Annotated in this window: 19 protein-coding genes, 1 tRNA gene and 1 pseudogene; 9 read left to right on the top strand and 12 right to left on the bottom strand. The window is 40.3% G+C overall.

Translation table 11 applies throughout. The features are described from left to right. Positions 1 to 120: 120 nt before the first annotated feature. Positions 121 to 1,029 carry an ATP-binding cassette domain-containing protein gene (locus tag GA0116948_RS21890; RefSeq protein WP_089713322.1) on the bottom strand — a complete coding sequence of 303 codons (909 nt, stop codon included), beginning with the start codon at positions 1,027 to 1,029 and terminating at the stop codon, positions 121 to 123. Between the two features lie 753 nt (positions 1,030 to 1,782). Between GA0116948_RS21890 and GA0116948_RS14015 the strand changes: the two genes are divergently transcribed. Then, positions 1,783 to 2,031, top strand: coding sequence for a helix-turn-helix domain-containing protein (locus GA0116948_RS14015; RefSeq protein ID WP_089713319.1), 249 nt, complete (start codon positions 1,783 to 1,785; stop codon positions 2,029 to 2,031). Positions 2,032 to 2,689: 658 nt separating this feature from the next. Here the strand turns inward: GA0116948_RS14015 and GA0116948_RS14010 are convergent. Then, positions 2,690 to 3,811: a FecR family protein gene (locus tag GA0116948_RS14010; RefSeq protein WP_089713317.1), complete on the bottom strand. Its 1,122-nt coding sequence runs from the start codon at positions 3,809 to 3,811 to the stop codon at positions 2,690 to 2,692. 19 nt (positions 3,812 to 3,830) lie between these two features. Continuing rightward, positions 3,831 to 4,421, bottom strand: a complete 591-nt coding sequence (locus tag GA0116948_RS14005; protein WP_089713315.1) for an RNA polymerase sigma factor — start codon at positions 4,419 to 4,421, stop codon at positions 3,831 to 3,833. A 456-nt stretch (positions 4,422 to 4,877) separates the two neighbouring features. Here GA0116948_RS14005 and GA0116948_RS14000 point away from each other — a divergent pair, with 456 nt between their 5' ends. From GA0116948_RS14000 to GA0116948_RS21075, 5 genes are all read left to right on the top strand, one after another. Further along, the gene (locus GA0116948_RS14000) at positions 4,878 to 5,327 is read left to right on the top strand and encodes a helix-turn-helix domain-containing protein (protein WP_165798497.1); all 450 of its coding nucleotides are present in this window, start codon (positions 4,878 to 4,880) and stop codon (positions 5,325 to 5,327) included. Between the two features lie 132 nt (positions 5,328 to 5,459). Next, complete coding sequence (locus GA0116948_RS13995; RefSeq protein WP_089713311.1) at positions 5,460 to 5,780, top strand: hypothetical protein; 321 nt, start codon at positions 5,460 to 5,462, stop codon at positions 5,778 to 5,780. Between the two features lie 237 nt (positions 5,781 to 6,017). Then, a complete protein-coding gene (locus GA0116948_RS13990) occupies positions 6,018 to 6,500 on the top strand; it encodes a MauE/DoxX family redox-associated membrane protein (protein WP_089713309.1) in 483 nt (160 codons plus the stop codon). A 211-nt stretch (positions 6,501 to 6,711) separates the two neighbouring features. After that, the gene (locus tag GA0116948_RS21080) at positions 6,712 to 7,056 is read left to right on the top strand and encodes a DUF6520 family protein (protein WP_123891828.1); all 345 of its coding nucleotides are present in this window, start codon (positions 6,712 to 6,714) and stop codon (positions 7,054 to 7,056) included. Between the two features lie 100 nt (positions 7,057 to 7,156). Further along, a complete protein-coding gene (locus tag GA0116948_RS21075) occupies positions 7,157 to 7,513 on the top strand; it encodes a hypothetical protein (RefSeq protein ID WP_123891829.1) in 357 nt (118 codons plus the stop codon). A 104-nt stretch (positions 7,514 to 7,617) separates the two neighbouring features. On the opposite strand, the gene GA0116948_RS13985 is transcribed toward GA0116948_RS21075, so the two are convergent. From GA0116948_RS13985 to GA0116948_RS13975, 3 genes are all read right to left on the bottom strand, one after another. After that, positions 7,618 to 9,030: a TlpA family protein disulfide reductase gene (locus GA0116948_RS13985; protein ID WP_089713307.1), complete on the bottom strand. Its 1,413-nt coding sequence runs from the start codon at positions 9,028 to 9,030 to the stop codon at positions 7,618 to 7,620. 177 nt (positions 9,031 to 9,207) lie between these two features. Beyond that, positions 9,208 to 10,578: a RagB/SusD family nutrient uptake outer membrane protein gene (locus tag GA0116948_RS13980; RefSeq protein WP_089713305.1), complete on the bottom strand. Its 1,371-nt coding sequence runs from the start codon at positions 10,576 to 10,578 to the stop codon at positions 9,208 to 9,210. Between the two features lie 38 nt (positions 10,579 to 10,616). After that, positions 10,617 to 14,072 carry a SusC/RagA family TonB-linked outer membrane protein gene (locus tag GA0116948_RS13975; RefSeq protein WP_165798498.1) on the bottom strand — a complete coding sequence of 1,152 codons (3,456 nt, stop codon included), beginning with the start codon at positions 14,070 to 14,072 and terminating at the stop codon, positions 10,617 to 10,619. Between the two features lie 736 nt (positions 14,073 to 14,808). On the opposite strand from GA0116948_RS13975, the gene GA0116948_RS13970 reads away from it, so the two are divergent. After that, positions 14,809 to 15,039: a hypothetical protein gene (locus GA0116948_RS13970; protein WP_089713301.1), complete on the top strand. Its 231-nt coding sequence runs from the start codon at positions 14,809 to 14,811 to the stop codon at positions 15,037 to 15,039. A gap of 766 nt (positions 15,040 to 15,805) precedes the next feature. Here the strand turns inward: GA0116948_RS13970 and GA0116948_RS13965 are convergent. Both GA0116948_RS13965 and GA0116948_RS13960 read right to left on the bottom strand, forming a co-directional pair. Next, entirely contained in the window at positions 15,806 to 17,038 is a 1,233-nt protein-coding gene (locus GA0116948_RS13965) for a site-specific integrase (protein ID WP_089713300.1), read from the bottom strand. Positions 17,039 to 17,494: 456 nt separating this feature from the next. Then, a tRNA-Leu gene (locus GA0116948_RS13960) sits at positions 17,495 to 17,578 on the bottom strand. A gap of 99 nt (positions 17,579 to 17,677) precedes the next feature. On the opposite strand from GA0116948_RS13960, the gene GA0116948_RS13955 reads away from it, so the two are divergent. Further along, entirely contained in the window at positions 17,678 to 18,094 is a 417-nt protein-coding gene (locus GA0116948_RS13955; protein ID WP_089713298.1) for an acyl-CoA thioesterase, read from the top strand. A gap of 14 nt (positions 18,095 to 18,108) precedes the next feature. Here GA0116948_RS13955 and xrtN read toward each other — a convergent pair whose 3' ends face one another. The 4 genes and pseudogenes from xrtN to GA0116948_RS13935 all read right to left on the bottom strand — a co-directional run bounded on the left by xrtN (position 18,109) and on the right by GA0116948_RS13935 (position 23,608). Continuing rightward, positions 18,109 to 19,479 carry an exosortase N gene (xrtN, locus tag GA0116948_RS13950; protein ID WP_165798499.1) on the bottom strand — a complete coding sequence of 457 codons (1,371 nt, stop codon included), beginning with the start codon at positions 19,477 to 19,479 and terminating at the stop codon, positions 18,109 to 18,111. Then, positions 19,476 to 20,012, bottom strand: coding sequence for a hypothetical protein (locus GA0116948_RS13945; RefSeq protein ID WP_089713294.1), 537 nt, complete (start codon positions 20,010 to 20,012; stop codon positions 19,476 to 19,478). Before GA0116948_RS13945 ends, xrtN begins: the two co-directional genes overlap by 4 nt. A 267-nt stretch (positions 20,013 to 20,279) precedes the next feature. Continuing rightward, a pseudogene (locus tag GA0116948_RS13940) lies at positions 20,280 to 21,619 on the bottom strand (ISNCY family transposase). A gap of 42 nt (positions 21,620 to 21,661) precedes the next feature. After that, the gene (locus tag GA0116948_RS13935) at positions 21,662 to 23,608 is read right to left on the bottom strand and encodes an XrtN system VIT domain-containing protein (protein WP_089713292.1); all 1,947 of its coding nucleotides are present in this window, start codon (positions 23,606 to 23,608) and stop codon (positions 21,662 to 21,664) included. A gap of 254 nt (positions 23,609 to 23,862) precedes the next feature. Here GA0116948_RS13935 and GA0116948_RS13930 point away from each other — a divergent pair, with 254 nt between their 5' ends. Further along, the gene (locus GA0116948_RS13930; protein ID WP_089713291.1) at positions 23,863 to 24,621 is read left to right on the top strand and encodes an MBL fold metallo-hydrolase; all 759 of its coding nucleotides are present in this window, start codon (positions 23,863 to 23,865) and stop codon (positions 24,619 to 24,621) included. The last annotated feature ends 49 nt before the right edge of the window (positions 24,622 to 24,670 follow it).

Here is a 24,670-nt window from a genome sequence, read left to right as displayed (position 1 = left end):
ATACATGCGCATAAGAAAATTGTTTTGAGTGTATGATCGTCTAATTATCTGCTTGTTTTTATATGTTGTGGTGGTTCATTCCTGGACTTGCTCAGCTAACCATCGTGAGTATGGTGAGATTCATCGCTGATAGATTGGCTTGCGTATTTTTGAATAACTGTAACGCTCTATGTAGCCATCTTCCAATGTGGGGATGTAAGGTTGAATGTTTATGTTAGGGAAGCCGTTGTCCAATAGGTGCTGTTTCAGGGAGGCAAGGTCTAGCTGATTGCCCTGCAATGTTAGTCGTAAATTCTTTTTATCCGCCCGGTTGGGAAAATTACGAATGGCGTTCAGCAATAAAGGGTGGTGTACCTTGACACCGTACAGTTGGCCAATGAATTGTTGAATAAAGGTTTTTGGCGAGTCTTTGGCTATGATATGGCCGCCTTTTATCAAGGCGATCTGGTCACAGTGGGTGGCATCCTGCATCTTTGAGCTTATGATCAAAATGGACTTTCCTTTTGCTTTAATTGTCCGGATAAGTTGCCAAAAATGTGAAAGGTTCAAGGTGCTTACGCCGCGGGTAGGGTTTAAGAGCACTAAGGTGGATGGGTCATGGGGTAGTGCGCAATAGAGTCGCAGTAGTTGCCCCATACCTTTTGACAGTTGGAGTTTTTCCTCCATCTTTTGTCTGACCTGATCAAACAGGGGCGAATCTAGGATGTCGGGCAGACGTGTTATTTGCTGTGCTACTTGATAATCGTCGATATTTTCAGCGATGGTCCGATCTTTTGAAAGGAAGATGTGAGGGGCTACTACACCGATATTTTTTCTGATGTCCTCATCCTGTTCTCCGACCTTCCACCCATTGATGGAGATCGAACCCCCACGGAGCGGGGTCAAGGTGGCGATCATTTTTACAAGGGTGTAGACCCCGGACCTTAGCGGTCCAATCACTGCGACTACTCCATCATCTGGAATGTGAAGCGTGATGCCGTGGGGGGATTGTTGTTCAAATACTTGCACCGCTTTCAAGGTTATACTCATCGGTTACTATTTATTGGCAGACGGCCTGCCGATTTTGTGCTATATGTCAAGAGTTTACTAGTAATACTAATAGGCGCCTTTCCAGCACTTTATTTTGCTACTCTACTTCATTAGGAGGAGGATGCACCTGGCCGCGTGCCTATGTTCCTTTCGTCCTGTAAATGACGTTTGACTTTATTTGCAGGGGCGTGTTAATGGGTCAGCGCAGTGGCATACACTGTTCTACCCATCCGTAAAGTACATGCGACCAGTCACTGCTTTTCAGCAATGGTAGTGATCCTTTTAGTACTACGCACCTTGTAGGCTGTAGGACCTACGACAGGTAAGGAAAAATTGATTAACCATTCAGACAAGTCATTTCTTTTTCCACTGCCTTTTGTATACCTATAGGCAGTGATTCATAGTGTGTAACCAGGTATCAGGAAAATATGGTTACGGGTAAGGTATGCTTTGTTTGTGTTCGAGTACGATTAAGTGGGGACTCAATTTTACCACAAACAGGGAGGAATAATCCCGTACCATTTTGGTGATTAATTTTTACATAGTGCCATCAAATGAGTATTCTTTTAGGGTATTGTCCTTTTTTTTGTGAAACTAAGGCGAATTTTGTTGTTCTTGGTCATGAAATTGTAAAACGCACCCAAAACGGGTGCAAATGCATCCAATTTGGGTGCATTTGCACCCGTTTTGGGTGCGTTATTATATTGATAATCAATTCGGAAAACATGTTAAATTTGCGCATCACCTTGGATCATGGATGTAACCTACAATCAAATATTAATCGTACTTCTTCAAAAAAACATTAAGCGAGAGCAATTGCAAGAGGCGTTGGGCATCAGTCGCAATACGATGTCCAGGTATCTGAACAATACACGCCAGCCTAGTTTAGAGATGTTGTACCAGATTGCATTTGTGCTGGATGTGTCGGTGGTAGATCTGCTGGTGCCTGAACCCATAGGTTTAAAAAAGCAGTTGGAAAAAACGCTCTCCCGCATCGTATAATAAAGTTGTTTTATTTTTTAGTTAGCACTTAACCTGCCCCCTGCTTACCTTTTAATTTAGCGTGATAAGCAGGGTTCAAATACCTGTTTGTTATCGACATTTCAAAATTTGTTTGTTTTTTGAGGTCCTCCAGTACCTAAAAAATGCATTTTCGGTGTTCTTATTAGTGAGAGGATCACCCTGTTTTACCTTTCTGAGATGTGATAGGTGAAGGAATCAAGCGTTTTTCATAGAATATTTACGCCAGAACAATATTGCACTAATAATTTTCCTACTTATGATCGTTTTGACAAGATATCCATGTCATTTCTTCATTTTGTTAACGTAGTATAGCAACAAATCATTTCCGCCGCCATTTGGGCGATATAGTAATTAGTTCATCCCCCTGAGGTTCATGAACATTACACCACAACGACCTTATAGGTATTTTTTTCTGTGTGAGTAGTTATTTTCCTTGGGCTTGCAAAAGACCACGTATCGTATCTCGATAAGAAGTTTTTTAACCGTGGCAAGGACCAACTTACCAAGTATAAAAATAGTTCATATGACCGCATGTCCCCTGAAAACCCATAAATAATTTATCCGTCTTTTCATCCACATTGTCCAATTAACCATTCAAACAAGGATAGCAATACAGGCTGGTTTCCACCAGCTTGTTCTATTTAAAATGTAGGATGCCGTTCTCGATCAAGTAATCTACGGAGGCCGTTTCTTTCATGGCTTCGAGAAATTCTTCAATAGGTCTGTTCCTGTTTACCTGTCCGGTGAAATGAGCTCTACGGGTGGCTGGATTGTCGATGACCACCTCCACGCCGTACCAGCGAGGCAGCACTGCGGCAATATCTTGCAGTTCGGTGTTATTGAAATAAAGGATGCCTTTCATCCATGCCAAAACTTTGGTAGAATCGAAGGGGTGCAGCTCCTGACGCGAGCCTTGCGCGAGAAGTTGTTGGCCTGCGCTGAGTTCGGTGCTTTTGCCGTAAGTCGCGCGCACCTTCCCTGAAACGAGCGAAAGGGTGGCGGTGCCGGTGCTATAAGTATTTATGTTAAAGGCGGTTCCGAGAACCTCAATGCTACCGTCTTTTGTGTGAACGATGAAGGGCTTTGTGGCTTGGTGAGCTATCTGGAGATAGGCTTCGCCGTCGATGGAGATTTCGCGGGTGTTACCCTGGAAGGCGGTCGGGAAGGTAAGGGATGTCTGGCTGTTTAGAAAAATGATAGTCGCATCTGGCAAGATAATTTGGTAGTCTTTACCGACCGGAACGGTCAAGGTTGCTACTTGGGCCTTCGCCGTGGAAGGTACTGCCAGGGTTTTGTTTTCGTTGTTTAAGTGGCCGCCATCGATGGCAATCAGACGGTTCGTAGTGTCTGACAAGTTAATCTTTCGCCCTCCGGGTAAGTTCAGTAGGACGGCTTCCTGCTTTAAGATTACGTGTTGGGCGGTCGGTCCTATCGAGGAATGCGATGGATGTCTGTTCCAAAAATAGAGTCCTACTGCTAGTAATAGCGCTGCCGCCGCTGCTGTTGCCGGATAGAACCGAACCGCTTTTTTTCGGTGTAATCCCTGGAGATGCGCTTGCATACGCTCGGTCTGATGGGCGACTTTCTGATCGGTGATGGTGTCTACTAAATGCGGAGGAAGGCTTTGGCTGTCTTCTTCTACCATGGCGCGTATAGTGGCATCGTTTTCCATGAGGCTGGTAAGTACCTGGTTTTCCTGCGGTGTGGAAATGCCAAGATGGTACTTTTGAATCAGTATTTCAAGTTCGATTTGTGTCATTGGTTCATTTCTGTGGATACTAACGTGGTTCACCAGGTGTACTATTAATCAATCCTGCCTCTTTGTCCAGTTTGGTAAGTTTGCGCAAGGTAATCAATGCTTTTTTCACCAGGGTATAACTGGTCATTTTTGTGATGCTCATAATTTCTGCGATTTCCGGATGCGACCGCTTTTCCCAATAGGAAAGCCGCAGCGCCTGCTGATAGCGGGGTGGCAGTTGGTTTACTGCTGCTATCACGCGTTTTTTGCGTTCCTCATCTGGATCGCAGTCTTCTATATAGGGCAGGTCATAGCGTGGGTTAATTTCCAGGGTGGTGCCAGGCATGCCTGCCCGCTCCTTGCTGCGCCGGATATTTAACGAGCGGTTTTTGACAGCTACGTAGAAGAAGGTCTGCATACTGCCTTCCCTCGGAATCTTATTTCCCGCCAGCATATCTACGAACAACTGGTGAACGACTTCTTCAGCGTCTACTTCGTTTTGCAAAATTTTGAGGGCCGTCCGGTACAGCAGTTTGTACTCTTGCTTATAAAATTCGGCAACCGCTTCCCTGGCGTCTTCGCCTCCCGCGTTGATTCTCCGCAATAGCAATGCAGAATCTTCGTTTGTCATTCTCGTAATTGACAGTTTAAAAGTTGAAAGGCCTTGATATTTCGGTGTAAATCAGTGAACTACAAATGTAATTCAAATGACAATCGATAGATGGTTTTCGTAGGATTAAAATACGATTTATTTCTGATAATAATAACACCTTGAACCCCTTATTCCTAGCTTGTTTACCGTATTTTTTTTGGGCGTGTTTAATGACGAAAATTGGCAAGGGCAGTCTTTGTTATTTCATTCCATTTATCTATGATCGTTTTACCGCCTTACGCATATGCTTGGCTCTTTTCACTAAGTTAGAATACAGGAAAGTCTTTTTTCCGCACTTGCATGCAATGCGTTTGCAGTCAGGAGAATTAATTTAGCGTTAACCATAAACCATTGCCTTACATTAAAAGTTGCCTTTTGCCCCATTTTACGTAAGCTATTGTTACATACCCGATCCATTAATCCAAAGAAATGACCATGAAGACAAATACTGCCATATTAGAAGGCATCTGTTGCCACACTTGTTTTACGTCTTATTTGATGCCATTGCGATCTAGCGAAGAGTCTATTCAACGGTTTACTAATGTATGTAAGCATTATTCAGACATACAACTATTACTAAAGTTTATCCAGCAAAACCTGGATGAACCTTTTACGGTACCCCAGTTGGCAAAGCAGGTTTATATGAGCCGTAGACATTTTGCGCGAATGTTCAAAGAGATCACTCATCAATCGGTGCAGGATTATATTGAAGGTCTGCGTATCATGAGAGTGAAAGACGAGTTAATCAATACCCAAAAAACCATTAGTGACATCGCCCTAAACGCTGGTTTTTCCAACCAAGCTTATTTCGCTATTGTCTTTAAGAAAATTTTAGGTCTGCCGCCATCCATGTATAGAAGACGGCATCACTTATACGCCGAATAAAATGGCCGATAAATAAAAATTATTGGCCTAATAGTGAAAAGGAAATTCATTATTAAATATCAACTTTGAAGTGATCAAACAACCACACATAGTACAACCTACTACATAAGAATTACAAGTAAAAAAACTGTTATGGTAAAAAAAAATCAAATAGTTAGAATCCTTGTCCTGTTCATTAGTGGCGTAGGGACTGTTTTAAGTGTTGAGGCTTACCAACGAAGAATTGGCCAATATCAATCTTATGGAATAATCTCAGAAACAAACAAATACTTCGTTGTTGACACAACTGATTTATCCCAATATGGGGATGGGGTAGAATATGTTTGCGATTCAGATACTAAAATAAATTGCAAAATATATTCACTTTATGCCCCTGATAAAGAAAAGAAAATTTTAAAATCCACTATTGGTGCGTATTTCACAGAGTCTGGAAAATTTAGCTGGACATATTAGAATCTAAAATGTCTTGCTGCGCTGAATATATGTATTAGGAGTATTATTTTTTTTTGATTCGCTGCAAAGTTCACTGGCGTCAGATTATTGTGCTAATCGGAAGAGGTTACTTAATATTTCTAATTGATTAGGACTTAATGAAAATTGTTATGGCATGTCTACGTGCTGAGCCATCCTTTCGTTCCAATATCTTGAGTATTACAATTATATATCCAATTATGATAAAAATATCTTTATATGTTAAACAAAGTATTTAAAGCATCTAGCAGTGTATCGGACAATATCTCTTCAACTAGCAGAAAATACGTTATAGAGATCTGTGCAGCCTTGCTTACGTTGCTGTTTTTATATACTTCTTTGAGTAAGTTATTGACGTTTGATGACTATGTTGGTCAAATTAATAATCAACCGTTTGATAATTATTATACCCCTTATTTTGTCTACGGTCTTCCAGCGACTGAGTTTATAGCGGTGATTCTATTGTTTATAAACAGGACACGATTATTAGGTTTTGTATTATCCCTTTTTATGATGACAATGTTTACAGGTTATATTGTTCTAGTACTTGCAAATTTTTATGGCAGAATTCCTTGTAGTTGCGGTGGAGTTATAAACCATATTACTTGGAAGCAGCATTTGTGGTTTAATTTTTTCTTTATTATTGTCGCGCTAACTGGGTTGATTTTTCAGTATAAAGAAAATCGTATTCATGGGTTATAGTTGGATGAGTTGATTATTGAAGTTGGACCTTTTGTCGCTGGATATTATACACGTATCATATATATATATAAAGATCCTTTATTACGTATAAAAAATTACCAGCAAACATATAGGGAATACCAAAATATTTAAAATATTACATGCGCGTGTAACAGGAAATCATCCACCTGATTAAAGGATGTTTTATTTATTAATTATTAAATATTTGAACATGAAAAAATTAAAAATTTCTCTCGCAGCAGTAGCTATTGCTCTTTCTGTGTCTGCCGCCTTTACAACTTCAAAAGCAGCTTCTTACAGAGTATCAAATTATGGAGTCGTGGCAATTTCAGGATCATACACCTATCTTAAAGGAGAAGTTGTTGGTGGGGTCCACCAACCCGCAGATCTTTCAACAAAGACCAACTTGGACTATTCGTGCAGTGACGCTTCAACCACCTGTACAGTAACCATCACAGGAACACCGGTAGAGGTCGGTACGACGAATGAGTGGAGAATTCTAACGTCACAGACATCTGTGAACTCAGATGGAGAGTTTACTGCGATCACATTTTAAGTGATGAATGGTTGATAGGCCGCCAATTATTAGCGGCCTATTTAAAATGTATCCTTAGGAATAAATAAAATAAGATGATTAACAATAAAAGAATTCTGCCATGAACATAAAAAAAATAAAATATTTTCTCTTAGCATTTGTTTTTGCCCTTTCTGTATTTGCAGCAGTTACAACTTCAAAAGCCGCATTTCACAGAGATCCATATTATGGTTTCTTGTCAAAGTCTGGATCAAACATTTTTATTAGAGGAGAAATTGTAGGTGGAGTTCACCAACCATTAGATCTGACAACTAAGACCCTGGGAGTAGACTACTCTTGCGATTCGGATGTTACAGCTACCTGTACAGTGACCATTACAGCAACTCCGGTAGAGATCGGTACGTCAAATATATGGCAAGTTGCATCCATAAAGACAACTGTGCGATCAATAGGTGAGTATAGTACATTCACATTTTAATTGATTGATTGATGTATGCTTTCTCAAAAGAAAGAGATGGCATCTTTATTCAACATATAGTTAATACTGACCAGCTATAATAGCTTTAGCTTTGGGTTTATCACTTATTGTTTAATAAGATTATCAATTAGTTGAATAGCTGTATTATAATGTCGGAGGAGAGAACTGTTAAAATTGTAAATTTTCCCTGTTTTGTCGATTAGAATCGGTTGAGGATAAGCAGTTATTTGATAGTGTTTTATTATCTCATGGTCAGACGCCTGCCCATCGGTATATAAGTTGATCGCGCTTGCCGAAGTGTACAGCATACTTTTTAAGCTTCGGAGCCATTTATCACGACTTTTATCAATGGAAACCGTAACAAATACTATTGAAGAATCATTTTTATAATGTTCTTCAATTTTGCTTACCTCGTTCGCATAGAAAGAAGCACAATTTGTGCAGCCAGTATACCAAAAGTCGATGAACAAGACTTTTCCCTTGAATGATGCGGCATCAACAAACTTTCCGTTTTTGTCTGGCAAATTAAAATCATATGCATAACTTCCAACATTTCGAGCATTAAATGCTTTAAGTCTGTTCACATAATTTATGTTTTTTAACTCTTTTAGCGCATCTTCTAAAATTATACTCTCATTTGGCATTTTGAAACTCCAGTTCACAAACAGTGATGTTATTATTTTTTCTCTTATAGCTGTATTTTTTATTAATTTAATAGAGTGCCAATATAACGCTGTATCACTTACAGTTTTATATCTAAACTTATAATCATTTCTCAGTTTTAATAACTTGTAATTTGGGAAATTTTTGGATATTGTTAGTGTATTTGTTGACATGGCATTCTCCAACGACGTGGTATTATATAGATAATCTTTAGCTACAGGTTCGTTTCTGTCAATCGCCTCTAATATTTCCGTATTAAATTTTTCCATTTGTTCGCCATAATCTGATATAGCATCTGTTTTTAATACTTCATACTCATACGGACTCATTTGATGTTTGTAATTATTCAAAAGAGAAAGATAGTGAGATAATTTGACCATTGAATTACTTGTTGTGTCTTTTGATCCCTCCACATCTGACTGATATTTTGCAGTAAACTTCCCTGCCCCTTTTCCTGCAAATATTAGGCTGTCATACTTCGTGTTTTTGCTCATTATTTCAATGCTATCTCCCAATTCTATAAAGCTCATTGGAAGTACAACAGCTAGGTTGTTTTCAGGTGACTTATCAACTATTGAAACATATCCTGGTTGGCGCATTGAAATTAATCTAGCTGTATAGTTCCCTCTTTTATTTTTTTTCAATTTTACTTTATTAAATTCGTTATTACGAATGTTGTCATTGTATGCAATCGATGTAAAATAAACATAATAATCTCTGTTACTATGATCATCTGAGTTTATGTTTAATTTAATTATCATTTCTTTCTTCGATTGGGCACGCCCGCTCACATTAACAATTGCGCATATGGAAATAAGTACTATAAATATTTTGTTATTTATACATTTTTTCATTTCTGTTATTTTTTGGATTGTTTTTAAGGAGCATAAGTTATTTTCCTCAATTCCTCAATGGTACTTTCCTCTTTAGACAATTTTCTTTTAAGTATCTGTTAAGCGTTAAACGTCTTTTTGAATTAAAAAACTATATTTTTCCTTATGTAAAGATAGCGGTGGTTAGTAATGGCCTTGTCATCTCGGATTTTGTGGCATTGGATTTATCTTAATTTCATCGGGAGGAATCGGAAAAATATACTTGTTGTCATTTGGTGGAAGTGAATAAATTTCACCTGCAACTGTTCTTGTCAAAGTCTTTGCAAAAGAACCTCCTTCTAAGTTAAATCGCTTTAAATCTGACCATCTGAGTCCTCTAAACAACAGTTCTTTGCGCCTCTCTTTTAATATAAAAGCTAATATGTCTGGTGTATTCGCCCTTGTATGAGCTACATAAGCACCAGCTTTATAACGTAATAGTAAGAGTTTATTCATGATTGATAGAGCCCTATCAAATTCACCACGTCTTGCGAGGCATTCAGCTAGGATCAAATTAACCTCATCAATGGCTGGGCCGGTAAATGGATAAAAGCCTCCGCTATAATTAGCTTTAAATTCATGATTGCCATTTACCGCATTAATAGAAAAAAAAATATTTTTTCTTAGGTCTAATGAATCATAGGAGTTGTATAGCACGGTATCTACCGGGGGGCGTAAAATATAGTAGGGGCCTGAGGATAGGCAAATTACCTCTGAAATATATGGTAATCCAAAAGGAAGTACTGAACTTCCATTTACAACATTATAGTCTAAAAGGGCATTGGATATTTGGAGAGAGCTATCTGCATATAATTCTGCGTTGTAGTAGTCCGACATGGATAAATATATACGTGCTAAAATTGAATAGGCTGCGTGCTTGCTAGGCCTGTTACGGTATTGTGTTTGGGCGTTTTTAGGTAGTAGTTTAACGGATTCCTTGATATCATCAATTAAATGGGTGTAGAATTGCGGTAGTGATTCCCTAGAAACTTTTTCATCAACTATTGAATTAGTTTTATAAGGAAGGCCAAGGTCGCTGGATGTGGTAATGTTGCTAAATGATTTTGCAAATACCTGTGCTAGATTGAAATGGAAAAATCCTCTATAGTATAAGGCCGCTCCCTTAATAGATGCAGCTGTGGAAGTTATCCCATTGCTAAGTTCGTATTTTTGTATTCCCTCTAATACCAAATTGCAATAATAAATTCCTTTATAACAGGCGTTCCAGTCAAAATTTGTCTGACCATCAAAAATATCACTTGACCATAAATAAGTATTTCTAGGAATCGTTGTTAACGAATTAAGCTGTGTCTCATCAATAAGAATGTCATCCGAAGAGATGTCCTGTATAGATGGGCTGTTTCTAATATACATTTTATCTGCATCTATTAGATTCTGATAATCATCTAATGAAGATGGGACAGTAAGGCTGTCATCAGATATTTTATTTAGGTATTTTTTACACGAAATTGAGGTTAAGCAGAGGTAAAGGCTTATTACGATTCTGACTCTATTTTTTACTATTTTCATTTTATTATTTTCGTTTTGTACCACAAATAGTTAATCGTTTAAAAATCCATTTTCAACCCGACAGTAAAGTTTTTGGGTGGAATTATATTGGAGTATCCAGGCATTGGAATGTGATCGGGATCGATACCGTTTTTATTTGCTCGCCAGAGTAAACCCAAGTTGCTTCCTATCAGAAATAGTGAATAGGAGCAAATTATTGGGCCGTGATGCGTACTTATATTATATCTCAATTGAATGTCGTTAAGCCTTATAGCTCCACCGTTTTCAATTAATGGAGATGAATATTGGTAGAATTGATCTCGATTTGGATCGAAGGGATAATTGAGTGACGGTACGTTTGTTGTTTTCTCATCACCAGGCTTCGTCCATTTTTTTACTATGTCATTATTTGGAACAGAATAGCCTGATAATAAATCGCTGTATGAAATTGAATTTCTTCGGAAACGGCTACCAAATTTATATGAGATGTTAAATGAAAGCGATAAACTTCTGAAGTTGAATGTGTTTAAAATATTACCAAATACCGGTGACACCATCCTTCCATTGTACACTAAGCTGTTTAAGTCATTTGCGGTCAGTATAGATGAGTAGTCAGTACTTTTAGAATGGTTTAAGTAACCTTGGGGGTCACCTGACATGCTACTTAAACCTGCCCACTTGTAGCTGAATAGTGATAGAACCGGATAGCCTTCAATTGGGACACGGCCGGTTACATAGTCTGTGTTAGAAGTGGTTTTAATATTATAAACGGTAATTTTGTCTGTATTATAGTTTAGATTTATTGAAGTATTCCATGAAAATTGTCCATTAAGATTTTCCGTATTTATTGCTATATCTAAACCGCGACCTTTCATGTTTGAGGTGTTTCCTTTATAAGAAGTCTGTCCTGAACTTGGGGCTAATGGCGAATATCCAATTAGATCCTTTCCATTTTTATGGTAAAAGTCTATACTGCCAGAGATGCGATTGCTAAAAAGTGCAAAGTCGACTCCTAGATTAAATTGACCAATTTTTTCCCATCTCAAGTTTGGATTGGGTGGATTTGACACTATACTTGTAACTTCTCCCAGATAGTTTGCGTTTAAAGTAGTTGTAACAAGCATAGCAGTTATTGATTTGTCAATGTTCCCGTTATATCCGAATGTGGTACGTAGCTTTAAAAAAGACAAGATGTTTTCTATTGACCTAACCTTTTCTGAGGCATCCCATGAAGCACCAACTGACCAAAGAGGTGCCCATTTCTGATTACTGTTTACACCAATTAAATTAGAGCCATCTTTTCTTGCGCTTGCAGAAATTGTATATACATTTTTAAACGTGTATGCTGCATTTCCGAATAATGACACATAACGGTCATTTTGATTTGATATATTCTCTATTGAAGGTATAGGTGACGTAGATCCAGTAACGTAACTTCTGTAAACGTTCACATAGTCTACTGGAATGAATGATGAGTGAGTTTGGTCGTAACCGTATAACCTATTTGAAAAGCCTTTAGTGTTTAAATTTCTTATTTCTGCACCCACTATAGCAGTGATTTGATGTTGCCCGCCTTCATAATTAATATTTAGTTGCGTTCGGGCGTATTGTGATACATAGTTACGTGTTGATCTGTCAAAAATTGCCCCCAATGGTACTGGCCGTATAACAGATTTGGTGGAGGGGTTAATAGAGGAATAACTGTTTATTAAATTTCTTACAAAATAGGATTCTGAGTTATAGATTGTCTTAATCTCATTTTCACCATTCCCATACTGATATTTTACATCGATTGCTAACCATCTTAACAATTTATAATTCAGCGCTAAATTGTAGAGATAGTCGGTTGAAACAGTACTATTTTTTACCGAGTGATTTTTTAAATCATTTAACGGATTATAATGCCAGTCCAAAAACAATCCCTGCCCTACAGTATCCAAATATGTTTTTTGGAGGAAATCTATATTTAAACCATTGCCATGACTATCTGCAAGTTTAGTGTATGGGTAAATCGCTACCGGAGTCTGAGAACTACCATTTGATTCGCCCTTCATAAAGTTTACTCCTGTTGAAATGGTTAACTTATTGTTTGTAGAATAGTAAGTATTCGCGCCGCTAAAAGTCGTCCTTGCATAGCCGTTGGTTACAAGGCTATTTCGGTCTTTATCATATCCCCCGGATAAGTAATATTTATCATATGGGCTTCCCCCAGAGATATTGATTGAGTATTGTTGATCTAAAGCAGTTTGATAAAAGTATTTCGATATTTCATTGCGCACATTTATATTTCGAAGTGTATTAACTTGTTCATTTGCTTCATCTGTTGAAATGCTACCCATTCTGGCCTGATTTAATATTTCTATGACTTGTGGTAGCGCCGAATGATATGGGTTGTTAATTAAGTCATCAAAATAACCTAAATCAAACATTTTTTTTTCTAGATCAATATATTCTGAAGTTGATACATTGGGTCCTTGGTTTAAATTGGGCTTCGCCATAAATGTCAAATTAGATCCAATGCTCAATTTCATTTTTTGGTTTTTAGCCCCTTTTTTACTTGTTAATACTATTACTCCGTTTCCGGCCTTTACCCCCCAAATACTAGCTGCTGATGCATCTTTCAAAATGGTCACACTTTGAATATCGTTTGGGTTAATATTGGTTAAATCTCCCTCATATGGAAAGTTATCCAGGATTATTAATGGGGTGGAATTGGCAAATATTGTGCTTCGCCCCCTCACACTAATTCCTAACGTATTGCCAGTATTTTCATCAGTTAAAAGGCCATTAGTCACGCCTGACAAGTGTGATATAATATCAGGCGAAACGCTTCTATTTAATAGTTTTTGGTCAATTTGGGTAAAACTTCCTGTTGCCCTCTCTTTGGGAATTTCCTGATAACCTGTACTAACAACGTCTATGGCAGATAATTCGCCTATAACTGGTTCCAGCGTGATTGAGAGAAATGGTTGTCCGTTTGCAAAGACTTCTTTTTTACGAAATCCAGTATAGGTAACTTCGAATATTGTATTTGGATCAGCTTCGCTTAGCTCAAACCTTCCGTTATTGTTGGATACCAAAACTTTTTTTGAACTTTTTAAATGAATTGTCGCTCCTGGCAACGGTGTTCCTGTGCTATCGACAATTATTCCTGAGATGGTCAAATTTGACAAGGTATCTGAACTAGTTTCACTATTAGATGTCTTTTTTAGGCTAATATTATTCCCAACTATTTTCCAAGAAATATTGATGGTATTGAACAACTTGTTTAGTGCATATTGCAGTGGGACATTATTTAATGTAAAACTTATTTTTTCAGAGGTAAATGATATCTTATCATTATTATATACAAACACAACCCCTGCTTGTTTTTCAATGATCTCCATGGCTTGGGTGGTGGTGAACTTTCCTTGAATAGAAACTACTTTCTGTGAAAATGCCTGGATGGAAAGTAATAGTGCTAAAATTGTAGTTAATACTACTTTGTTTTTAATGCGCGCGTAAAGAACATTCATAATTTCCCTCATTTTTTTTGTTAGTATTTGTAGGCGTAGTTGTTTCCGCAGTTTTTTTTTAATCAAAGCCGCAGTGCCAATAAGTAATACGAAGAATTAGGGGTTGTCTTAATGATAATCATTGCTTGATTTAGTTTAGCCCCGGATAGTGCGCGAAATAGGGCATACCCTGGCTTAGCAGCCAGGGCGGACGTAGTCTTTAGCATCTCACAATGTTTAAAATAATGACAATCTTAATTACCGATTTTGTCTTTTAATGGCACAGGGAACTCTACAATAATAATCCAACATTCAAACTGAAACAACCATTCTTAGATATGAACACCGATTTTTGAACAATTAGGTACTGACGGTTGAAATATTTTTTTTCTAACAAACTTTGGTCAAGATTAGATATTTATTAGAGGTTAATTATTATATATTAAAATTTTTAAATTTCTGTGTAGCAGTATAGCTACTTTAAATTTTTTATACCTGTCAGGAATATATAGAATTAGCCATTTCTTCCAGTTAACCTAATGTTAATGCACTTATTGGGACACGAACCTTCTGATGGTTGTATTTTTTTTCAAGAAATGTGACCGCTGAATACATTGTAATCTAAACTGATACATTTTGAATTGCAATGATCCTACAAAAAAGACTTAAGGGGAAGTTTTAATAATTTTACGCTGTAGGCTTACTTGACAGTGGAAGGCGAAGCAAAACCTATTAAAAGTTGCTTAAATAAGTTATTATGATTAAGCGTGACGACCTGGTTATAATGAGGGCGGTGGCCTTGTGCTATAAGCCGTTTTTAAAAATTGAAGAGGCACTTATTTATACAAATTTGGGCCGCACGCAATTTTCCATTCGTTGTGAAGAGGCCTGCGTTTACAAGAATGAAGCGGGTTATTTTAAGCGCGAAGAGTTAGATTTAATGATGCAAGCCAAAACGGTCATTCCTGAGAGGAAAACGCGGCAATGAACGCATTATGTGAACTGTGTAAATTTATACAAGCAATTGACGGAGTGATCTATTGGTAAAAAAAATGGAATTGGGAGTGTTACCTTTTAATAAGTTGTTTGTATAGTAAATAAACATACCTGTATATCTATGTTGGGCGGGCGGTAAATTTCGGGAGAGTGATATTTAGGATTATAGTATGTAAATAAAATACGTCTTAATATTTTTTATAATTGATAGTTTTCTATGTATGTATTGCCCCCAGTATTGTATTGCCAATTTTTACAGGGGGTTAACAAACAATGGAGATACCGGCGTCTTTGATTCTTCATTATGCGCCTTATTTTTTAATCGTACATACTAACTGCATATATTTTATACATAAGCAATTATACAATAAAAGTATTATTCAAGTGATATTTGAAAATATAGGCGAAGCAATAATCGTCTACGTGAAATAAATTATTTCAGTTGTTTCTACATCTGGATTATTTTGATTTTTTATTTATACGTGGTTATTATAGAAATAATGAATTCTGTTTAAAGGTTGATATAAATTAAAATTACCGCCTGTTTATACGGGTGGTTTTTTTGCTTGGTAGACAAAATAACAAGACTGTATAATTAAAAAATCGAGGCTGTAAACCTCGATTTTAATTTAAAACATATGCCACAAAATAAAAACAGTGTACATTATTTCAGTTGCTTTTCTAATGCAGTCCAGGACTAGTAAGTAAGGGTAGATGCATTTTCTTAACTTATTTTAGTATGATAAATTATTGTTTGATCAAAAGCTGAATTGTAATAGTTTGTTCAATTCCTGAGCATCTGGTAAGTCAAATAACAGCGCCAAACTGGAAGACTGCGCCTGTCCCTTCAAATCTGGGCTATCTATCGCTATGCTGGGCTGTGTCCTCAAAAATGGAGGCATTGAACTAGGCTTTGGCAATAAGCTAATAGTGGCTTCCTGATTTTTTGGTCGGTAACGCTTATATGTTCTATCTACATAGTAGCTTGTCGTATGTCCAAGCAGTAATGATACGGTAGCATTATCTACTTTTTCGTCCTGGAGCAATATAGAAAAACTAAGCCGTGCGCACGACCAGGTAATATGTTTTTCTATTTTTGCAGATTTGACCCATTCTTCCAATATTTTATTACCACCATTGGCTGTAGGGAGATGAAAGACCTTTCCACTTAAAGTGGATCTTCCGCTTTGTTCGAAACGTTGCCTTCTAATGTTCAAAATAGTGAGCGCAATCGGATGAAGTGTAAGTACTACTGGAAATCCCGTTTTAGCCTGTTTCATACGTGTTTGAAGCGTTGTAGTGTTAACTTCTGACCAATCCATTTTCTTTACGTCACAGTAACGTAGACCTGTATATAAAGAGAAAATATAGCCTTCACTTACCTCTTGATTTAAGCAGGGCGTTTTCAGCAATTGAATATATTCGTAGCTTTCTAAAAAATCCTTATGTTTTAATGTTGGCGAAGATCTTGCGGCTATATCCTCTGCTGGACTCTCCCTGAAATATCCCACCTTTTTGGCGGCTTTTAAAACTCGTTTGAATCGCTGAAAATAATTCGCGGGGGTTTCTCCGTTAAATTTCCCCCTAAGATAACCGCTGAAACGTCTGCAAAATTCCTCCGTGATTGTATTGGGAGAAAGGAAGTCCGGATTTTTCGTAAATAGCTTTAGTTGCGTTAGACTGTTAGCGAAGTGCCTATTGCCTCTCTTTTTATTCACTACAATATAGTCGGCATAATATTCATAGAAATTGCTTCTAAATTTATGCGTAGGAATATAACCGGTTCCGATGGACTGGAATTCCATAATGGCTTCCGACTTTTTTACTGCCAATAATTTGAGGATTTCTTTGTTATGATTTTTTTCCGCCTGGTTTTGCGGTTTAATATAGGTAAACATACCCAGCGCTTTACGTTGGCCTTTTCCTTTGCCCAAGGAATAGAAGTAAATTCTTTTATCACCCCTTGGATTGACATAACTCCCGATATTCATATTGCACTGTTTTTAAATGTTCTAAAAGTGGTGCAGCTCAAGGAGTATGCCCATGCCAAGGAAAACGTAGCATAGCAAGGGCGTTCAGCCATTGCTAACCATCGTCCGAGTAAAAGCGGGTAAATGGGTGAGCAATCGTTCAATAAAAATTTTGCTAAATTTTGTGGTGTATCAATACCTCCTGACAAAATGAATCTTGTGCCACTGCCAACTTGCTGCCAAGCCAGTAGCCGTGGCCATAACGTGGTGCGAAAGTGTGGATGTCTGGAAATTTTCATCGGCAAACGTGCCGGAAAATGGGGGTAATTTTTGCGATTCGTGCCTATTTTTGCTCGTGTCATTGCTCGTGTCTTTTTCGTGTCCAAAAAGGTGTGAAAAAGAGGGAAAAAGCGAGTAAAACCGAAAATCCATACACATAAAAAATCCTCTAAATCAATGACTTAGAGGATTGTAACGTGCCCAGAACTGGATTCGAACCAGCACACCCTTGCGAGCGCTGCGACCTGAACACAGTGCGTCTACCAATTTCGCCATCTGGGCATTTAGTATTTGTGTTTCAGGGAGTGCAAAAGTAAGCTGTTTTTCTAAAGTTCCAAATATTTTTTAAATACTTTTGCCCGCACATTCAATCTGCACTACATGGAATTTGTAAAACAATACACCGTAAATCCTGCACATATCGATGTACAGGGCATTATGGACGGACTATACTATCCTTTTTACATGGAAACCTGCCGGCATGATTTTATCCGGGAGGTTTTGGGTTTTGACCTGGAGGAGCAGGCACACAAAGGCGTATTCATGGTGCTTTCGCAGTACACCATCAAATACCTGCGTTCTCTCAAAAAAGACGATGCCTTCACCGTTAATTGTGTGCTGTATGCCGATAAGGCTGGAGCGCCAAGGCTGCATTTTAAACAGGATATTATCATGAACGGTAAGATCATGACCAGTGCCACCTTCACCGGTACTTGTGTACCGGCTACTGGCGGGCGCCCTTACTTGCCAGAAGCTATCAAGTCGCTTTTGGTAGATGCTCCGGTATTGGAAGTGTAGCACGCACATGATTTTCAGGGTACATCTGGTGGTGGAATCGATGCCCGGATGCTTTGCCGGTAAATCTTTTCTTTCCTGAACTGCCCGATGGCAGCCGCTAATATCTGTTTATTCGTTGCCGTTATATTTATAATGGCATATCGTTTCCGGTGCCGCAGGGCGTCTAGCCGCCATGACCATTGACTGTTCGTATATACCTCTCCGTTATCATACCACCAGGCTGTGTAAAGCCGGACATCGCCCTTTGTCAGCACAGCGTGATAGGTTTGGTTTTGTTCCGTTACCTGCTGAAAAGTATATCCGCTGCCTTCCCAGCAAATAGAAGGATTGTGATCGCTGGCGTAAAAACCACGGATAGGTTTTATGTAAACCAGTAACTGGTCGTTATTCAGTTTGGTGATGTTTTCATCTAAAAGGGTGTACCGGAAACCAGCCAGGGTAGGGGGCTTTAATAGGGAGGTGCTGCGGGAAGCCCTAGCGGCCAACGGTAGGGTGTTGATCCCCAACACCAGCAGAAGCAGCAAGCTATTGGCCATAATACTTCCTTTGTGGGGTGGCGTAGCGATGGTCGGGGCGGTTTTTATAACGGGTTGTCCGACTCGCTGAATGGCGAATCGAATAAGGAAGAAGGATGGTAAAATAACATAGCCCCCAAAGCAAAACAACCCAATGAGGTCATGCAATAAAGTACCTGGCATGGCCTGGAAATATACAATGGTAGCGATACGCAGCACGTTGGCGATCATGTTTAGCACCAGGATGGGCAGCAACAGCAGTACGGTAAAACCAAAGCCCATGCGGCGTTGATATTTTTTGCTAGTGATAGCTACCAGCATAATACCTGCCAGGAGGGAGGCCAGCAGCATGTGCAACCCCATGCAAGCCGGGTCTACGGTAAAATCCACACCGTTGCAGGTTACCATATTGCCTTCCACCTGTACCGGCAGCCCGATCATTTGCAGGAGTCGCCCCGCCCATTGGGTCATTTCCAGCCGGAGGGGAAAGCTAAACACCTTCACGGCATATTCTGCCAGTGGCGACATCAGGGGTATAATGAGTAAGGGTAAAAGGTTCAGGCTGCCCACAAAACTTTCTACAGCAAATAGCAGTCCCATGGTAACCGTCAGCAAGGCGAAGGTTTTCACCGGAATGCACCAGGTAAGTACGGCAAAACAAAGTGCTGCTATGCCAAACCGGTAGCGTCCTTTCCGGGAGCGGTCGATGCGCGTGCATACCACCAGGGCAAGGCAACCCAGTTGGAAATGGAGGGCAAGTGGGTCCAGGTACCTACGCATCCAGTACAGGGTGATCAGGAGGTAAGCGGTAGCAAATAGTATCCACCACTTTTGTGCGTATAGTCGTTCGCGTGGTAGTGCTGCGATCATGCTTGCGTTTTTAAGGTAGGGGTAGAAACAAAGCGGGCATACAGCAACAAGCCCACCACCAGGATAATCAACGCCCATTCCTGTGGCTCCGGCACTGCGCCTTTGGATTTCAGCGAGGCGTTTTGCAGGCTGTTTTTGCTGCCGGTTATACCAAAACGATCGTAATCCTGCTGCGTTTCCAGCACCACCAGGCTTGATACTGGCGATACCACGTAGGCCTGTTTGGCTTCCTCAATAATACTGCTGTCTTGCACAGGGCCCATCAACAGCCGGGGACCGGCACGGCGCAGGATATCGTTGAGCGCAAATAAGCGCATCAGGTGATCTGGTGCCTGGGAAGGCGCTCCGTTGGCTGGTTGGCGGGTGATGGCCAGGCCGGCGCTGTTAATAACTACGCAATGATCGTCTTCAGGATCTGCGGTAAAAGTGCCTGCTTTCAGCAATTTATCCAGCAGGGAAATGGAACCTTGCTGATAACAGAAGGTGCGGCAGGCCTTGAGTGAGGCCAGGTAAGCGCCCGGTGTTTCGCCCAAGTCAAATAAACGGATCTTATGTTGCTGGTTAAAGTAAGTCTTAAGACTATTTAGTGTCTGTCTATATAGTCAGCGACTGTTAAGGATATATTATTTTATATTCGTATTTATCCGTATTTGCTCACTTCACCCGAGCCTAAAATTTCTATATTCCAATATAGCGTAATTTTTAGGCATTAAAATCGTCAAATTCACTGTTTATGGTACTTCCAGCGCATAGTATTGCCTATAGTACTTCTATTTTAGTACTTCTTTTCAACAGGCTTGCTATAATTTAGCTACCACCGCAGCTGTCATCACCCGGATATTGTAAGCAAGCACACTCCATAATATTTTTTGCTTAAAATGTGCTTCTCCCTTCCAGTTACACCTGAATAATTTGTAGCCTCTTTTTAAATTTGAAATCACGGCTTCAATTCCACTACGCCATTTCTTCAAACGGGTCTCCATACTCCTGGAGCTCGTTATGTTTTTCAAGCTGCCTACAATCTTATTGAATACAATATTTACGATTCCCTTTCCTTGCGCATATTCCGAATTCTCTTTCGAAGCATACCCTCCATCGGTTACACTGTCACGGGGTACTATTTTGTAATCATTAACTATTTTATCGATGGTGTTTTGATATAGCTTACTATCCGATGGATTCCCTTTCAATACCTCACAACTCAATATCAGATTGCTTTTGCCGCTTGCCAGGTTTATTTTGTGCCCAAACTTAACTTCTCTTTGACCTTTTACAATTATGTCGGTATGCTGCTCATAGATAGAAAATAATTTTTCATCATTGCATACCTGCTCTCCATTGATCTGTTTGCGCCAGGTCATGTCATACACTTTTTCCATCAGCGGCAACAATTTTTTCAATTCCTCTATTATGAGCAGGGCTCTCATACTACAACCTGACTTTTTTTTACCGCGTTAGCTACCTGGTTAATGCATTTTGTAAATGTTATCAATTGTTTGTTGAAAAGATCTATGCGTTTATCTCCGCTTTTAGTATTGTTAATCTTGAAAAATGTCCTTTTGGCATCTTTAGTATAATCACGCCAATCCATTTTTTTTACTTCTGCTGATAATTGTGTAAGCAGCCGGTGACTATCTTTTATACAATCCCATACCAAGGAGTTGTTAGTAGGATAATGTATGTTGGTTTCGACAATAGTACTATCCTGGCGAAGCTGTTGAATATCTTCTAATCCTTCCTCGATCGCAATCTTATTCAATGACACCAGTACTTGTTGCAGACTCTCTTCACTTATCTTTGAAATATATTTCTGGAACACCTGAAAGCTAAAAGGATGGCGATTATCAAGCTTTACAAACTGCTCGCAAATACGTGAGTCGCTTTGTGCATATTCCAGCTCCCGGTAATCCAATCCTTTTATCTCTTTGTAAATCGCTGCCCGCACAATCTGTTCTACACTCGGCATATCCTGACGACCAAACTCACTTTGCACACAACCACGCAACACGTCTTCTGCTGCTACCTTAATCAACTCAGGATGTTGCTCCAAAACGGTATCCAATAATCCAAACTCCGGGTTTCTAGCCCAATCTGGTTTGGAAAACTTTAAACGTAGTGGCTCGAATAAATGCATTTTCATAGACCCTTAAATAACAATAATTATGCCACAATAAATTGATTATTAATAAGTTGTAATTAATAGACAGACTCTATTTAGCAGGCCGGCATGCTGCAGGTCTTTGAGGGAGGGTGTAATACCATCATTTTTCGTGACAACCAGCGCGGTGGCAGCATCTGGGATTTCATAAAAAGGAAAGAGGCTGAAATGATTGCGGCGCAATTGCCCGAAAAGCGCCGATTTATTTTGCGCGGTAATCCTTTTCAGTGGCTCCTCATTGCCGGGAGATACAAACACAGGCCTGTCCTTTACCAACTCAAATACCTGCTCGCATTCCGCCTGGCTCCAGGAAGCATTGATATCGAGGTACACAGTTTTGGTAACTACCGCTTCCGCATTGCCGGGCAGGGGTTTAAGGGTATACAAGTTATCGTTAAACACAAAACCGCGTTCATCCAACGGGGGTGCATTGAAGGTGCAGGTCCAATCATCCAGGTAACGGCCACTGCGCTTGAATTGCTGTGGGCATGTTTGGCTGAAACCTGCCGGGGGCGTAAAGTGGGGCGCATCTTGTTGTAAGCTAATGCTCACATCTTCATGTGCCTGCCAGGCGCTGGGTCCTTCAAAGTAAATGGGGGTATAGGAAAGTTCTTGTCCATGCACCGGTAGGGGAGAAGAAATGCCGATCTTAAACATGCGCTCACTGTTGGCTGCCACTGGAAACACCCGTACCGTCACGGTATTGCCTTCCTGCCAGTGCACCACGGAAGGGTCGCGCCGTTCCACGTTTACAATGGTTTTATAGGCGCTATCCGCTTTTTCTTTGGAGGTGAGTATGCCTTTAGATTCTTTCCCATCTATCCACAGCGAAAGCGAAGTAGCCACGCCTCCTTCCGGCACATGAAAGGTGTAAATGGCCTCTCCGGCGCTCCAGGAATAGCGCTGGTTATTCCGTACACTCACATTCATTTCAGTGTATGCCAGGTGCAGCGCGGGCCATAGCTGTACGGCAGTATTCACGAAAGTGGTTTGCAGCCCTTTGCCCGACCATAGTCTTTCCTGCGCTGCGTGGCGCTTGTTATAAAGGCTTTCCAGCATAGATATACGATCGTCCTCCGGGATGGAAAGTGGGCCGCTGAACAAGCTGGACATCATGATCAGCGGATCATGCTGCAAAGGCTCGTCATAACTGCGGTGGGGCATTTCCCAGAAAGAATAGCCATTTGAAAGGTCTGGCACTTCATATACAAGGTCTGTTTCCAGTATGCGTTTGGTGAGCAGGTTTTGCGGAAGCTGTTGGGAAACGCTCATCCAGGGCGGCAGCATGTTGCCGGATTTTACAAGCGTACGCTGGTAGGCGAGGTTCATGCTTTTAGTCTCCTGATTCCACCATATAATGTGGGCGATGCAGAGCAGCAAAACGACGCCTGCTCCCGAGAAGAAACTTGCTGCCAAACGCCATGTTGTAGCCGTTTTGCGCAGCATGTAATAGATGAAAATGCAGCAACATAAAGGTACAAAGGTATGCAGGGATATACCCAGTACAAAGAAAATCGCAACACTGATGCCATAGAGCGGTAAGAGGTAACAGGCCAGGTAAAGGAAAACCATTAGCGATATGCCTGCAATAAAAAGTAACACCTGCCTGCCCCATTGCGGCAGGTAACTGATCCAGGCGTATGACAGCAGTGATGCACCGGCTATCGCCTGAAGGATTCCAAACCATAGGGTAGGCGTGTTCAGTATATTCATTTCCCGGTTCAGCGCATAACAACTGATCAGGCAAAGCACCAGCCAGCAGGCCATGCCGAAGTAATGCGTATCATTTTTGTGCCGGCGGTATACAATGAACAGGTAAATGCCATAAATAACGGAGATACTGAAGTGGAGGAGGCACAGCCCATCGGGCTTGTGAGAGAATGGAAATAAAAATAAAACAAGGGATAAGACGATGGATGAAAGGCCGGTGATAAAGGGCCAACTTTTGGGACGGGGAAAGGTTTTTTTCATTTTAGTGTATTTTAAAGTGCTTTGTATTGCAAAGTAAATGCATAAAAAAATACAGCATCCGGTGGTTCATGCTATGACGGGGATACTGTTTTAGTTGTTTTTAAAAGTACTTTGTAATACAAAGCAAATGAATTGTTGTTGAAATTCCAAATGAAAATTTTTCGCCGCTGCACTTATCCCAACAAATAGTAACGATCTTAGATGTCAAGAAGTGTAACTTCTTTATCTTCACATCTTAATCAATCTTTACCATCATGAAATTCAGGACGCTTGCATTTTGCCTGGCAATGATTGCCGGCGCTGCCCATGCGCAACTGGCGCCGGCAGATAGTTTAAAAACCGGTAAGGGTACACTGGTTATCCAGCCGGTGGAACACGCCAGCCTGGTGCTTTCCATACATGGCACCACCATTTATGCAGACCCGGCTGGCAGGGCAGACCTGTTTAAAGGCCTGGCTGCGCCTAACCTGGTGCTAATCACGGATATCCATGGAGATCATTTCGATACTACGGTACTGGCCAGCATTGGCGCAAGCCAGGCTACCCTCGTGGTACCGCAGGCGGTGGCAGACCAATTGCCCGCCGCTTACAAAGCAAAGGCAGTGGTGCTGAAAAATGGCGCAACTACCACCCTGGACGGCATTACCATCCATGCCATTCCGATGTACAACCTGCCGGAAAGCGCTACCGCCTGGCATGCTAAGGGCCGTGGCAATGGTTATGTACTCACCATTGGCGGCAAGCACATTTACCTTTCCGGTGATACCCAGAATATACCCGAAATGCGCGCGCTGAAGAATATTGACGTGGCTTTTGTATGTATGAACCTGCCTTACACCATGGACGTGCCGGAAGCGGCAGACGCCGTGCTGGCCTTTAAGCCTAAGGTGGTATATCCTTACCATTATCGCGGCAAAAATGGCCTGAGCGATGTTACTGCATTTAAAACAAAGGTAAACGCTGCCAACAAATCCATCGATGTACGCCTAATTAACTGGTACCCACAGCCATAAAGTATTGCCGGACTCCCGGCCATCTATAAAAAAGCCTTATGAGACATTT

This window comes from Chitinophaga costaii (assembly GCF_900094705.1).
In the GTDB taxonomy this organism is placed as follows: Bacteria; Bacteroidota; Bacteroidia; order Chitinophagales; family Chitinophagaceae; genus Chitinophaga; species Chitinophaga costaii.
This window is presented reverse-complemented; position numbering and strand designations above follow the sequence as displayed.

Excerpts from the sequence above, each read along its gene's own strand:
- xrtN (WP_165798499.1), bottom strand. The coding sequence starts at position 19,479 with ATGATCGCAGCACTACCACGCGAACGACTATACGCACAAAAGTGGTGG.
- GA0116948_RS13995 (WP_089713311.1), top strand. The coding sequence starts at position 5,460 with ATGGTAAAAAAAAATCAAATAGTTAGAATCCTTGTCCTGTTCATTAGT.
- GA0116948_RS21075 (WP_123891829.1), top strand. The coding sequence starts at position 7,157 with ATGAACATAAAAAAAATAAAATATTTTCTCTTAGCATTTGTTTTTGCC.
- GA0116948_RS14005 (WP_089713315.1), bottom strand. The coding sequence starts at position 4,421 with ATGACAAACGAAGATTCTGCATTGCTATTGCGGAGAATCAACGCGGGA.
- GA0116948_RS21890 (WP_089713322.1), bottom strand. The coding sequence starts at position 1,029 with ATGAGTATAACCTTGAAAGCGGTGCAAGTATTTGAACAACAATCCCCC.
- GA0116948_RS13930 (WP_089713291.1), top strand. The coding sequence starts at position 23,863 with ATGAAATTCAGGACGCTTGCATTTTGCCTGGCAATGATTGCCGGCGCT.
- GA0116948_RS14010 (WP_089713317.1), bottom strand. The coding sequence starts at position 3,811 with ATGACACAAATCGAACTTGAAATACTGATTCAAAAGTACCATCTTGGC.
- GA0116948_RS13935 (WP_089713292.1), bottom strand. The coding sequence starts at position 23,608 with ATGAAAAAAACCTTTCCCCGTCCCAAAAGTTGGCCCTTTATCACCGGC.
- GA0116948_RS13990 (WP_089713309.1), top strand. The coding sequence starts at position 6,018 with ATGTTAAACAAAGTATTTAAAGCATCTAGCAGTGTATCGGACAATATC.
- GA0116948_RS13980 (WP_089713305.1), bottom strand. The coding sequence starts at position 10,578 with ATGAAAATAGTAAAAAATAGAGTCAGAATCGTAATAAGCCTTTACCTC.
- GA0116948_RS13985 (WP_089713307.1), bottom strand. The coding sequence starts at position 9,030 with ATGAAAAAATGTATAAATAACAAAATATTTATAGTACTTATTTCCATA.
- GA0116948_RS13965 (WP_089713300.1), bottom strand. The coding sequence starts at position 17,038 with ATGAATATCGGGAGTTATGTCAATCCAAGGGGTGATAAAAGAATTTAC.
- GA0116948_RS13970 (WP_089713301.1), top strand. The coding sequence starts at position 14,809 with ATGATTAAGCGTGACGACCTGGTTATAATGAGGGCGGTGGCCTTGTGC.
- GA0116948_RS21080 (WP_123891828.1), top strand. The coding sequence starts at position 6,712 with ATGAAAAAATTAAAAATTTCTCTCGCAGCAGTAGCTATTGCTCTTTCT.
- GA0116948_RS14015 (WP_089713319.1), top strand. The coding sequence starts at position 1,783 with ATGGATGTAACCTACAATCAAATATTAATCGTACTTCTTCAAAAAAAC.
- GA0116948_RS13955 (WP_089713298.1), top strand. The coding sequence starts at position 17,678 with ATGGAATTTGTAAAACAATACACCGTAAATCCTGCACATATCGATGTA.
- GA0116948_RS13975 (WP_165798498.1), bottom strand. The coding sequence starts at position 14,072 with ATGAATGTTCTTTACGCGCGCATTAAAAACAAAGTAGTATTAACTACA.
- GA0116948_RS14000 (WP_165798497.1), top strand. The coding sequence starts at position 4,878 with ATGAAGACAAATACTGCCATATTAGAAGGCATCTGTTGCCACACTTGT.